At 70.7% G+C, this 11,378-nt stretch carries 12 protein-coding genes; 8 read left to right on the top strand and 4 right to left on the bottom strand.

Going from position 1 to position 11,378, the window contains the following annotated elements; translation table 11 throughout:
- Positions 1–53: 53 nt before the first annotated feature.
- Genes ACK1X7_RS03665 through ACK1X7_RS03655 form a run of 3 tightly spaced genes read right to left on the bottom strand, consistent with a single transcriptional unit; the run spans position 54 to position 3,428 of the window.
- The gene (locus ACK1X7_RS03665; protein ID WP_385152748.1) at positions 54–1,412 is read right to left on the bottom strand and encodes a serine hydrolase domain-containing protein; all 1,359 of its coding nucleotides are present in this window, start codon (positions 1,410–1,412) and stop codon (positions 54–56) included.
- A 49-nt stretch (positions 1,413–1,461) separates the two neighbouring features.
- Positions 1,462–2,661 (bottom strand): copper amine oxidase, encoded by a 1,200-nt coding sequence (locus ACK1X7_RS03660; RefSeq protein ID WP_385152745.1) that lies wholly within the window; start codon positions 2,659–2,661, stop codon positions 1,462–1,464.
- Between the two features lie 14 nt (positions 2,662–2,675).
- Entirely contained in the window at positions 2,676–3,428 is a 753-nt protein-coding gene (locus tag ACK1X7_RS03655; protein ID WP_398160385.1) for a hypothetical protein, read from the bottom strand.
- Positions 3,429–3,808: 380 nt separating this feature from the next.
- Between ACK1X7_RS03655 and ACK1X7_RS03650 the strand changes: the two genes are divergently transcribed.
- Both ACK1X7_RS03650 and ACK1X7_RS03645 read left to right on the top strand, forming a co-directional pair.
- Positions 3,809–4,222, top strand: a complete 414-nt coding sequence (locus ACK1X7_RS03650) for a helix-hairpin-helix domain-containing protein (RefSeq protein ID WP_385152739.1) — start codon at positions 3,809–3,811, stop codon at positions 4,220–4,222.
- On the top strand, positions 4,219–4,533 hold the full coding sequence (locus ACK1X7_RS03645; protein WP_385152736.1) for a hypothetical protein: 315 nt from the start codon (positions 4,219–4,221) through the stop codon (positions 4,531–4,533). Before ACK1X7_RS03650 ends, ACK1X7_RS03645 begins: the two co-directional genes overlap by 4 nt.
- A gap of 16 nt (positions 4,534–4,549) precedes the next feature.
- On the opposite strand, the gene ACK1X7_RS03640 is transcribed toward ACK1X7_RS03645, so the two are convergent.
- Positions 4,550–5,287, bottom strand: coding sequence for an SDR family oxidoreductase (locus ACK1X7_RS03640; RefSeq protein ID WP_385152733.1), 738 nt, complete (start codon positions 5,285–5,287; stop codon positions 4,550–4,552).
- Between the two features lie 148 nt (positions 5,288–5,435).
- Here ACK1X7_RS03640 and ACK1X7_RS03635 point away from each other — a divergent pair, with 148 nt between their 5' ends.
- The 6 genes from ACK1X7_RS03635 (at position 5,436) to ACK1X7_RS03610 (ending at position 11,374) form a co-directional block, all read left to right on the top strand.
- Positions 5,436–6,014 carry a TetR/AcrR family transcriptional regulator gene (locus ACK1X7_RS03635; protein WP_385152730.1) on the top strand — a complete coding sequence of 193 codons (579 nt, stop codon included), beginning with the start codon at positions 5,436–5,438 and terminating at the stop codon, positions 6,012–6,014.
- 102 nt (positions 6,015–6,116) lie between these two features.
- The gene (locus ACK1X7_RS03630; protein ID WP_385152727.1) at positions 6,117–6,707 is read left to right on the top strand and encodes a helix-turn-helix domain-containing protein; all 591 of its coding nucleotides are present in this window, start codon (positions 6,117–6,119) and stop codon (positions 6,705–6,707) included.
- A 116-nt stretch (positions 6,708–6,823) separates the two neighbouring features.
- Positions 6,824–8,191, top strand: a complete 1,368-nt coding sequence (locus ACK1X7_RS03625; protein ID WP_413114618.1) for an NAD(P)/FAD-dependent oxidoreductase — start codon at positions 6,824–6,826, stop codon at positions 8,189–8,191.
- A 2-nt stretch (positions 8,192–8,193) separates the two neighbouring features.
- On the top strand, positions 8,194–9,510 hold the full coding sequence (locus ACK1X7_RS03620) for an MFS transporter (RefSeq protein ID WP_385152721.1): 1,317 nt from the start codon (positions 8,194–8,196) through the stop codon (positions 9,508–9,510).
- A 134-nt stretch (positions 9,511–9,644) separates the two neighbouring features.
- Positions 9,645–10,520 (top strand): helix-turn-helix transcriptional regulator, encoded by an 876-nt coding sequence (locus ACK1X7_RS03615; protein ID WP_413114617.1) that lies wholly within the window; start codon positions 9,645–9,647, stop codon positions 10,518–10,520.
- On the top strand, positions 10,517–11,374 hold the full coding sequence (locus ACK1X7_RS03610) for an oxidoreductase (RefSeq protein WP_413114616.1): 858 nt from the start codon (positions 10,517–10,519) through the stop codon (positions 11,372–11,374). The genes ACK1X7_RS03615 and ACK1X7_RS03610 overlap by 4 nt, the downstream gene beginning before the upstream one ends.
- The last annotated feature ends 4 nt before the right edge of the window (positions 11,375–11,378 follow it).

Below are 11,378 nucleotides of genomic sequence, written 5' to 3'. Positions count from 1 at the left end.
GCACCCGGCCGGGGAGATGTGGGGAGACGACCGTGCGTGTGGGCGGTGGGGCCTCAGACCAGGGCGCTCTTACGGGCCATCCGGCCCGAGAGCTGGATCCGGTCGACGGCGCCGGTGCGCGGATCGCGGACGAAGCGCCCGCCGGGGATCCGGCGTCCGGAGGACGGGTCCACCAGATCGCAGGTGAGGTCCTCATGGCAGACCAGCGGCGCGGGGAGGTCGCCGTCCACGGACAGGGCGAGGCCACCACCGTCGCCCATGGTCACCTGGTACTCGATGTCGCCGTTGAGATAGATCCCGGTGCACTGCGAGGTCACGGCCATGGGGGTGGCCGAGTGACGCGGGGTGGGGCTGGCGGGCACCCGGACGCCGGTGACCTCGCCGAGGACATCGGTCAGTTCGTTCCACAGCTCGGTGCCGCCGCCCGCGTTGGCGGTGAAGCCGACCACCACCCCGGTCGCGGGATCGGCCCGCAGCGAGCACGAGGTGCCCTGGGCGTTGCCGTCGTGTCCGAACCACAGCGTCTCGCCGTGCCGGAAGAGCGCCCAGCCCAGGCCCCAGCCGTCGGCCAGCACACCGGGATCGGCGCCGGGCACGGGGCGGCGCATCTCCTCCGCCAGCTCATGGGGCGGCAACCCGCGCGGGCCGTCGCCGAGATGGGCCCGGCCCAGCGCCACCAGATCGAGGGCGCCGGCCCGCAGCGCACCGGCCGCGGCCTCGGCGGGGGCGAGGTTCTGCCGCACCGGTCTCGTTCTGCCCGTGGCCGTGTTGGCCGAGTGGCCGCGCGCGGTCGGCCGGTGCGGAGTGGTGGCGGTGCCGATGAAGGACGGCACGGTGCCCAGCGGATCGAGCAGCACCGACCGCATGGCCTCCTGCCAGCTCATCCCGGTGACCGCCTCGATCAGCCGGCCCGCCGCGACATAGCCCGCGTTGGAGTAGGAGAAGTCCGTGCCCGGGGGCATCACCAGGCTGCGGTCGGTGCAGTGGTCCAGCAGATAGCGCGCGGCGGTCACCGAGGCCACCTGGTCCGAGTCGGGCCCGGACGGCAGCCCCGCGGTATGGCTGAGCACCTGGCGCACCGTGCACGGCGGACCGCCCCGGCGCAGCTCCGGCACATGGTCGCCGAGCGGGTCGTCCAGCTCCACATCGCCGTCCGCCACCAGCAGCGCCACCACGGTCGCGGTGTACGCCTTGGTGACGGAGCCGATGGGCACGGCCGCCTCGGCGGTGAACGGCTCGCCGGTCTCCGCGTCCAGGACACCGGTCTCCACGGCGAGCGTCATCCCGCCGGTGTGTACGGCGAGTTGGGCGCCGGGCACCTGATGGGCGCGGGCCAGGGCGGTCAGCCGGTCCTCGAGGACGCGGCGTATCTTCGACCGCTCGACGGACGGTGCCGGGGTCGGACGTAACACGGTGCACTCCTTGCCGGGGGACGGAACGGGATGGGCGACAGGGGCCGGGTCATGGCAGTTGGCTCGTGGCCGTGACATCCCGGGGCACGATCGTGAAGCCCTGCCAGTGGGTGGGCATCGGGTCCTGGTCCTCGTCCCTGGGCACATGGTGGAAATCGACGCTGACCCAGGCGACCGGATCGGTGAGCTTCTCGTCGCCGGTGTACTTGTCGACCGAGGCGGCGCAGTCCGGGGCGGTGTTGCCGTAGGCCAGCCGCTCGCACTCCCGGTACTGCGTGAAGTACATGTCGTGGTGGGTGAATTCCTCGGTCTCCTGCGGACCCCGGTACTGATCGCTGTGGTGGTTGTCGATCTCCCAGGACTTGGCGTGGCCGTCGGAGTTCTCGGCCGTGGGGTTCACCACCCGCCAGAATCGGGTGGGCGCGAGGTCCGCCGCGGTCTCATGGGAGAGCACCGTGCGCCTGGTGGTGCGCTCGGCCGTACCGCTGCCCAGGTAGTCGTACTGCTCCACGGTGTTCGCCGACTGTCCGTCGACGTCGAAGTCCAGCCGCCAGAAGATGTTGTGCGAGTGGTTCTCGCTGAACCGGGTGGAGCCCACCCCGGTCGGCCAGCCGCTGCTCGCGTCGGAGAACTGGAACGGCGAGAGGCTCCCGGTGGCGCCCGACCGGGGAGTGATGGAACCGTCGTCCGAGAAGCGCCACTCGGTGATGTAGTCGTACCAGCCGATCTCGGAGACCGAGAAGACGACCAGGTCGGTGCCGTGCAGCACGCCCTTCTCCACCGCGCTCTTGTAGGCGAACGGCCGGGGCTGCTCCTCGGCGCACAGCACGGGGGTGTCCCGGAAGTCGTGCAGCCGCCCGTCGGGGCAGTCCTTGGCGCTGAGCGGGGTGAGTGTGCCCTGCTCCAGATCGCCGAAGCCGATCGCGGACACGTCGTAGAAGCGCGGCCGGCCGCTGTCGTAGGGCACATGCACCTCGGCGAGCGAGGCGCTCTTGAGGACCCGGGTGGGGGCGCCGCGGTTCGGGGTGTAGGTCACATCGCTGAGCACCGCACCGGTGTTGCGGTCGATGTCCCAGCACATCTGCCACCGGGCACCGTTCTTCAGGGTGGTGTCGATGCGATCCGCGGCGGGGCAGGACGGCGCCGCCGAGGCCCTCGGGGGTGCGGCGGACGCCGGGCCCGGCACCCACAGGGCCAGCAATCCCACCACGGCGACCAGCACACGGGCACGCCGAAACAGACTGGACACGGACGAAGCCCCCCTCACAGGCCGATGACGGCGGCGCGCCTGGCCGACAGATCGATGACGATCCGGCTGGTGTCGATCCACTTGCCACCCGGAAGGCGCACGAAGAGCTGCACACACCGGTGCTCACCGCATCGGGACACCTTCCGGGCGCCGTCCACCCCCTTGGCGCGGGAGCCGAGGAACGACATGCTCTGGAGGCGCAGTTGGGAGGGCGAGGTCAGCCGCTTCCCGGTCTGCGAGGTGTAGGAGTCGCGCATCCCCGGGCCGAGCCGGCGGTCGGCCAGGACGACCTTCACCGCCTCACGGGCCTCGGCCAGGGTGGGAGGCGGCTGGACGCCGTGCTGCCGGGCGGAGTCGAGGACCTTCTTGGAGCGCAGATCCACCAGCCGGGTGATGAGGGTGTCCGAGGCGTAGTCGTAGAGCTGGACCTCGGCCCGGCTGTCCGGGGCGGAGGAGGCCGACTTGGGTCGGGGCGGACGGCGGGTGTCCAGCGGCTCGGCGCCAAAACCGCCCGCGGCGTTCCGCTCCCCGCCCGCGGTGTCCTTCTCAGTGTCCTGGCCGCCCCGCGCGGGCGCGGTCCCGGGCCGGGCGGTGGCGTCGATGGCGATGCGGGACGCCTCACGCGACTCCCCGGGTGTCAGCCGGCCGGAGTGCGAGGCGACGACGGCCGCCGGCTCCGGGGCATCGGACGCGGGCGATCCGGCCGTCCGGAGGGCGGCGATCCCGCCGCCCGCCAGCACCGCCGTCAGACCCAGTGCCGCGGACACGCGCCATCGCGGATGACGGCGCCCCCTCGTATCGTCCGCGCCCCTGTCAGTGGCGTTGTCTCTCATCACCCAGCCGTTTCCGTTGTCGGTCAGGAGAGCCCGGTGGGGCTCGCGGTGACAGCACTCGGCCGGATCCCGATTTGTCGCTGGTGCGTTTCCCGTCCATACCGACGGGATTCAAGCCGCTGACGACGGCTCGCGCGGACCCCCCGGACACTTCGCTGTCCACTGATGGCTCACGCTTTCACCACTCCGGGCGGCGTAACAGTCGCATTTGTCATCAAGCGGCTGTGAGAAACGCATGTCTCGATGGGGGGCCGAACGGCCGCAAAGCGATGACAGGGAAGGCCCGTTGGAGGCCGCTCTGCCATCATGCTCACATGAGCCATTCGATCACCATTCGATGTGACATCTGTGGCGCCACGCATTCCTCCTCCGCGGCCGACAGCATCGGTGCGCTCCGCGAAGCCATCGTCAAAATGAGCTGGTCCAGGGCGCGATGGGATGACCGGGTGATCGATATGTGCGGTGGGTGCGGCGTCCGGGAAAAGGCGCCGAGCAAGCCCGGACGACGCTGCGGTTCCTGTGAGGGGGGCGAACTTTTCGATGCCCTCGGACACGACAGAATCGGACATCGTTTGGCCAATGCATTACTCAGAGCTGGTATCGATAATCTCGAACTACTCTCCAGTTTCTCCGCGCGCCAGCTTCGCGATCTGGAGGGCATCGGCGCCGTGAGCGCACACCACGCACTCAATCGTCTGCACTCCGCACCGAGCGAAAGGCCATCGTGAACGAATATTCCACCGGAACATCCGCGCGGCCCACTCTGTACAGCGGCCCGCGCCACCGGGTGCTGTGGGTGGTGGGCGTGGTGTTCTCCGCCGGGCTGCTGGCGCCGCTGTTGTTCCTCGGCGCCGCCCGTAAGGGGATCGTGCCGCCCACCGTGCCCGCCGGGTACGCGGTGGCCATCTATCCGATCGCGCTCGGACGCCAATGGCTGCCCGACCCGGGCAACTGGATCTCATGGACACTCGCGGCCGTGGTCCTCACCGCGGCCGTCCATGCCGCGCTCCTGGACACCGGCCGTACACCCGGCGGTTGACCGTCGGGCGCGGGCCTCAGCCCTGTGCGGTGGGGCGGACCACGATCTCGCCGACGTCGACACCGGACGGCTGCTCGATGGCGAACGCGATGGCGCGGGCGATGGCGTCCGGGGAGATCGCGATCTTGTCCATGCCGGCCTGGATCTCGCTCCTCGCGCCCGGATCGGTGATGGAATGCGCGAGCTCCGTCCGGATGTACCCCGGCGAGACGGTGGTCACCCGCAGCGACTCGCCCGCCTCCTGGCGCAGCCCCTCGGAGATGGCGCGTACGGCGTTCTTGGTCCCGGCGTAGACCGACATCGTCGGGACGATTTTCAGCCCGGCGGTGGAGAGGGTGTGGACGAAATGCCCGAAGCCCTGCTCGCGGAAGACGGGCAGGGCCTCGGCGATGCCGTACAGCACGCCCTTGACGTTGACGTCGACCATCTCCTCCCAGTCCTCGACACGCAGATCGTCGAGGGCGGAGATCGGGCTGATACCGGCGTTGCCGACCAGTACATCGAGCTTTCCGTACCGCTCGCGTGCCGTCGTGACCAGCCGGGACAGATCCGCGCGCCGCTTGACATCGGTGACGACGGGGACGGCCTCGCCGCCCGCCTCGGTGATCCGCGCCGCCAGCGCCTCGATGCGGTCCGACCGCCGCGCGGCGAGGACGACCTTGGCACCGCGCTCGGCGAGGAGCAGGGCGGTGGCCTCGCCGATGCCGCTGCTCGCGCCCGTAATGGCGATGACCTTGCCTTCGATACCGGACATCATGGGGAGTCCTTCCAGGGGGATTGCGGGAGAAAGCGGGGGAGGCGGCGATGGCCTACAGTGGGAACCGGAGCCGCCTCCACTTCACTCGACACACACTAAGTGGATGCGCCTCCACTTAGCAACCGGGGAATGAGGAGAGCCGCCGATGGTCAGGGATCCAGGGCGTCCGCTGCGGGCCGACGCACAGCGCAACCGGGAGAAGATCCTCTCCGCCGCGGTGCGGGTGTTCGCCGAGGAAGGGCTGGACGCCCACCTCGAGCGCATCGCCAAGGAGGCGGGTGTGGGCACCGGCACCCTCTACCGGAACTTTCCGACCCGCGAGCTGCTGATCGAGGCCGCCTACCGCAATGAGCTGGCCCGGCTCTGCGATGCCGCCCCCGAGCTGCTGGCGACCCTGCCCCCGCGTGAGGCGATGCGCGCGTGGCTGGGCTGCTTCATGGACTACGCGAACGCCAAACTGGGCATGGCGGACGCGTTGCGGGGCGTCGTCGCGTCGGGCGTCAATCCGTACGCCCAGAGTCACGAGATGATCCAGGGCGCTCTCTCCCGGCTGATGGACGCCGCCGTCACGGCCGGGGTGATCCGGTCCGACATCAGCGCGACCGACATGTTCGCCGCCCTCACCGGCATCGCCCTCGCCTCGGGAAAGCCCGAACAGCGGGAGCAGGCCGACCGGCTTCTCGACCTCACCCTGGACGGACTGAGCGCCGGATCCCGCCAGTAGCGCCGGACCTCGTCAGTATCGCCGGACTCCGCCAGTAAAGATTTCTGAGTTTTCAGTACAGACTCTTGTGCCAGCCGCTCAGCGCTCTTAGCGTGTCCGGCCATGGAGAACGAACACCCCACGGACCGGGTCGCCGGTACCGGCGACGAGTCCGTAGGCGACCGGCTGCGTGCGCTGCGCAAGGCACGACGGCTGACGCTGCGGACCGTCGCCGAGGCCGCCGCGATCAGTGAGGGCTATCTGAGCCAGATGGAGCGCGGGCAGGCCAACCCCAGCATCGCCACCCTCCAGCAGGTCGCCGCCGCGCTCGGCCTGAAGGTGGCCGACCTGTTCGGCGACGACTTCACCAGCGGCCCCAGCGTGCTGCGCGCCGAGGAGGCGCCCCGGCTCGCCCTCGGAGTGCTCGGCGGGCGCAAGTTCCGGCTGACCCCGGGACCGCAGCACCATCTCGAGGTGTTCCTGGGGGAGTTCGACGCCCATGGCTCCACGGGGGAGACCCTCTACAGCCACGGCGACTCGGAGGAGTTCCTCTACGTACTCGAGGGCACGGTCTCCCTCCAGCTCGGCGACCGCTCCTTCACCCTCGGGGCCGGTGACAGCATCCGCTACTCCTCCGCCGTACCGCACCGGCTGAGCGAGACGGCCGCGGCGGCCGCCCGGGTGCTGTGGGTGATCAGCCCACCCAGCTACTGACCCGCACCCCTGGGTCCAGGCTCCTCGGTCCACCCTCCTCGATCCGCGACGAAACCGGGGCCATCCCCAGGCCGCCCGACCAGCGGCCGTACGACCACGATTGGCTGAGTACCGCAGTGCTGAACGGAAATGTGTCCTTCTGGTACCGCCAGACCGGCTTCCCCGAACGGCGTCCGCCCCTCGACGGCGACCTCGCCACCGATGTGTGCGTCGTGGGCGCGGGCTTCACCGGGCTGTGGACCGCGTACTACCTCAAGCAGGCCGCCCCCGATCTCGATATCACCGTCGTGGACCGGGAGTTCGCCGGATTCGGCGCCTCGGGGCGGAACGCCGGCTGGCTCAGTTGCAAGATCGCCGGATCGGCCGGGACCTATGCGAGGAAGCGCGGGCGCGAGGCCGTCATCGCCCTCCAGCGGGAGATGATCCACACCGTGGACGAGGTGATCTCGGTGGCCCGTACCGAGGGCATCGAGGCCGACATCGTCAAGAGCGGCTATCTCACCGTCGCCCATGGCGCCGCCCAACTGCCCCGGCTGCGCACCGCGTACGACCAGATGCGGCACTGGGGCGCACAGGACCTGGAGTGGCTGAGCGCACCCCGGGTCGCCGAGCGGCTGCGCCTGGACGGGGCGTTGGGCGGATACCACAATCCGCACTGCGCCCGGGTCCACCCGGCCAAGCTGGTGCGGGGCCTGGCCCGCGCGGTGGAGGCGCGGGGCGTACGGATCCTGGAGTCCACCCCCGTCACCGCCATCGCCCCCGGCCTGGTCAGCACCCCGTTCGGCACCATCCGCGCGGGCCGGATCGTCCGCGCCACCGAGGGGTTCACCAGCGGCATCGACGGAGAGCGGCGCACCTGGCTGCCGATGAACTCCTCGATGATCGTCACCGAACCGCTCCCCGACGAGCTGTGGAAGCGGGTCGGCTGGGCGGGGCAGGAACTCCTCAGCGACGCCACCCACGCCTACACCTACGGACAGCGCACCGCGGACGGCCGGATCGCCATCGGCGGCCGCGGCGTGCCCTACAAGTTCGGCTCCCGCACCGACCGGGTCGGACAGACCAGCGCGGACACCGTGCGCGCCCTGCGGCGGATCCTCACCGGCCTCTTCCCGGACACCGCCGAGGCCGCCATCGACCACACCTGGTCGGGGGTGCTGGCCGTACCCCGCGACTGGTGCGCCTCGATCGACTACGACCCGGCCACCGGTCTCGGCTTCGCGGGCGGATACGTCGGCCATGGCGTGGCCGCCACCAACCTCGCCGGACGCACCCTGTCCGATCTGCTGCTCGGTCGTTCCACCGAGCTGACCGCGTTGCCCTGGGTCGGCCACCGCACCCGTCGATGGGAGCCCGAACCGTTCCGGTGGATCGGGGTGCACGGCATGTACGCCGCGTACCGCGCCGCCGACCGCTCCGAGTCCTCCGGCCGCACCACCACATCACCCATCGCCCGTCTCGCCGACCGCATCTCTGGACGCTGACCATGAGCAAGCCCACCGCCACCGCCGCGGCCACGGACCGCGCCCCGGCCACCGACCGCGAGCGGACCGCCCGCAAGGCGGGTCTCGCCTCGTTCATCGGCACCACCGTCGAGTGGTACGACTTCTACATCTACTCCACCGCGTCCGCGCTCGTCCTCGGCAAGATCTTCTTCGGCGGCGGCGGTGGCACCACCGGCGCGCTGGAGGCGTTCGGCAGCCTGTGGCTCGGATTCCTCGCCCGGCCGATCGGCGGCATCGTCTTCGGTCACCTCGGCGACCGGATCGGCCGGAAGAAGACCCTGGTCACCACGTTGCTGATGATGGGTATCGCCACCACCTTGATCGGGCTGCTCCCCGGCTACGACGAGGTCGGTGTCGCCGCGCCCATCGCGCTGGTGCTGCTGCGCATGGTGCAGGGCATCGCGGTCGGCGGCGAATGGGGCGGCGCCGTCCTCATCGCCAGCGAACACGCCCCCAAGGGGAAGGCATTGTCGTTCGGCGCCTTCGCCCAGCAGGGGTCACCGGCCGGATCGATCCTGGCCACCGGGATGTTCGCGCTGCTCACCCAGCTTCCGGACGACGACTTCGACGCCTGGGGCTGGCGCGTTCCGTTCCTCTTCTCCGCCGTGATGGTGGTCATCGGCCTCGTCGTGCGCCTCAAGGTCGAGGAGTCCCCGGAGTTCGCCCGGCTGCGCGACGAGAAGCGGGTCGCGAAGGTCCCCCTGCGGGAGCTGGTCACCCGCCACCCCGGAACCCTCGCCCTCGGCGTGCTCGCCAGCTCCATCGGCATCGCCGCCACCTACTTCATCACCACCTTCGTCCTGTCCTGGTCCACCGGCAGCCTTGGCATGGAGCGCTCCACCATGCTGAACGTGCTGCTCGTCTACAGCGTCATCCAGTTCTTCACCCAGCCCTTCGGGGTGCTGCTGGCCGACCGCTTCGGCCCGCGCCGCACCGTGGCGGCCCTGCTGAGCCTCAACTTCGCGCTGGTGCCCGTGATGTACGCGTGTGTCTCGACGACCCAGCCGGTCATCGTGGGGCTCGGCATCTGTCTGCTGGGCATCACCGGCGCGATGAACTACGCGATCCTGGCCGGACTGCTCGCCGCCGCCTTCCCGATCTCCGTGCGCTACACCGGTATCTCCCTCTCCTACCAGCTCTGTTCGGCGCTCATCGGCGGTACGGCGCCCCTGGTCGGCGAGTGGCTCCTGCGCTCGACCGGCGGCTCGATCGTGCCGGTCGTGATCTACCAGATGGCGCTGGTGGCGGTGTCCCTCATCTGCTCCCTGGCACTGCTGAAACGCTCACGAGAGGCGTAGCCACGGCGGGCGCCGCCCACGGGGTAGCCACGGCGGGCGCCGCCCACGGGGCGGCACCTTCCGGCCCAGCCTAGGAGTAGCGCGGCCACCTTACGGGCTCCGGATGCCGCTTTCCCCGGTCTAGGCTCGATTTCATGGACAGCGAGAACCCTCTGGGGCGCTTTCTGCGCGCCCGCCGTGAACTGGTCCGGCCCGAGGACGTGGACATCCGGCCCGCCGGCCGGCGCCGGGTGGCGGGACTGCGCCGCGAGGAGGTCGCCCTGCTGGCGGGGGTCAGTACCGACTACTACATACGGCTGGAGCAGGGCCGGGAGCGGCATCCCTCGGCGCAGGTGACCGAGGCGCTGGCCCGGGCCCTGGTGCTGGAGGAGGACGCGGTCGCCCATCTGCACCGGCTGGCCCGTCCGGCCCCCGCCCGACGCCGCCCGGCCGCGCGGCGGGAGCGGGTGAGCCCGACCCTGCTGCGGATGATGGAGGGCTGGCCGCGGACACCGGCCGTCGTCCTGGGGCGCTGTCTGACCGTACTGGCCCACAACACCCTGGGCAGGGCCCTGTTCGACGGGCATACCCACAGCCGGGACCTGATGCGGCTGGTCTTCCTCGACCCGGACGCGCGGGAGTTCTACCCCGACTGGGAGCGGGTGGCGGCCAACACCGTCGCCGGGCTCCGCGCGGCGGCCGGGATCGACGAAGAGGACCCCGAACTGATCGCAGTCGTAGGCGAGTTGTCGCTGAAGAGCGAGGCGTTCCGGCGGCTGTGGGCCCGCCATGACATCCGTCAGAAGACCCATGAGACCAAGCGCTTCCGGCACCGCCTGGTCGGGGAGCTGACGCTGGAGTACGAGGCGCTGACCGTGAACAGCGCCCCCGGTCAGCAGCTCATCGTCTACCAGGCCGAACCGGGCAGCCCGTCCGAACAGGCGCTGTCCCTGCTGGGCAGCCTCGCCGCCGACGCGGTGGAGACGCCCCACGACACCATGAGCACCACGACGAAGGACTCTTCCGCATGAGCGTGATCGACTCGCCCGTCTGGTTCATCACCGGCTGTTCCACCGGTCTGGGCCGGGCACTGGCCACCGCCGTCCTCGACCATGGCCACCGCGCGGCGGTCACCGCCCGCGACCCCGGGCAACTGGCCGACATCGTCGCCGGGCACGGGGACCGCGCGCTGGCCCTGGCACTCGACGTCACCGACAAGGACCAGGTGGCGGAGGCCGTCAAGGAGGCGGAAACCGCCTTCGGCCCCATCGACGTACTGGTCAACAACGCGGGCTACGGCTATCTCGCCGCTCTCGAGGAGGGCGAGGACGAGGAGGTCCGGGCCCTGTTCGACACCAATGTCTTCGGCCTGGTGGACGTCACCCGGGCGGTGCTGCCGGGCATGCGCGCCCGCCGCGCCGGCCACATCGTGAACATCTCCTCCCTCGGCGGCCTGGCCGCCTTCGGCGCCACCGGCTACTACCACGCCACCAAGTTCGCCGTGGAGGGCCTCTCCGAATCGCTCGCCGCCGAAGTGGCCCCGCTGGGCATCAAGGTGACGATCGTCGAACCCGCCGCCTTCCGCACCAACTGGTCCGGCCCCTCCATGCGGCAGTCCGCCGTCACCATCGAGGACTACGCCGAGAGCGCGGGCGCGCGGCGCACCAGCACCCTGGCCACCTACGGCCACCAGCCCGGGGACCCGGCCCGGGCGAGCGAGGCCATCATCGGCGCGGTGGAGGCGGCGGAGCCCCCACTGCGGCTGCTGCTGGGCAAGGCCGCCTACGACATCGCCCAGGCCAGGCTGGACTCCCTCAGGGCCGGCTTCGACGCCTGGCGCGATGTCACCCTCGGAGCCGACTACCCCGTCGCCGCGACGTCCTAGGGCC

The organism is Streptomyces sp. CY-1 (assembly GCF_047218265.1).
In the GTDB taxonomy this organism is placed as follows: Bacteria; Actinomycetota; Actinomycetes; order Streptomycetales; family Streptomycetaceae; genus Streptomyces; species Streptomyces niphimycinicus.
Note: the sequence above shows the minus strand (reverse complement) of the source record. Positions and strands in the feature narration are given on the sequence as shown.

What these genes read in the sequence shown, in the direction of transcription:
- ACK1X7_RS03650 (WP_385152739.1), top strand. Translation starts at nt 3,809, where the DNA reads ATGAGCCATTCGATCACCATTCGATGTGACATCTGTGGCGCCACGCAT.
- ACK1X7_RS03640 (WP_385152733.1), bottom strand. Translation starts at nt 5,287, where the DNA reads ATGTCCGGTATCGAAGGCAAGGTCATCGCCATTACGGGCGCGAGCAGC.
- ACK1X7_RS03635 (WP_385152730.1), top strand. Translation starts at nt 5,436, where the DNA reads ATGGTCAGGGATCCAGGGCGTCCGCTGCGGGCCGACGCACAGCGCAAC.
- ACK1X7_RS03630 (WP_385152727.1), top strand. Translation starts at nt 6,117, where the DNA reads ATGGAGAACGAACACCCCACGGACCGGGTCGCCGGTACCGGCGACGAG.
- ACK1X7_RS03620 (WP_385152721.1), top strand. Translation starts at nt 8,194, where the DNA reads ATGAGCAAGCCCACCGCCACCGCCGCGGCCACGGACCGCGCCCCGGCC.
- ACK1X7_RS03615 (WP_413114617.1), top strand. Translation starts at nt 9,645, where the DNA reads ATGGACAGCGAGAACCCTCTGGGGCGCTTTCTGCGCGCCCGCCGTGAA.
- ACK1X7_RS03610 (WP_413114616.1), top strand. Translation starts at nt 10,517, where the DNA reads ATGAGCGTGATCGACTCGCCCGTCTGGTTCATCACCGGCTGTTCCACC.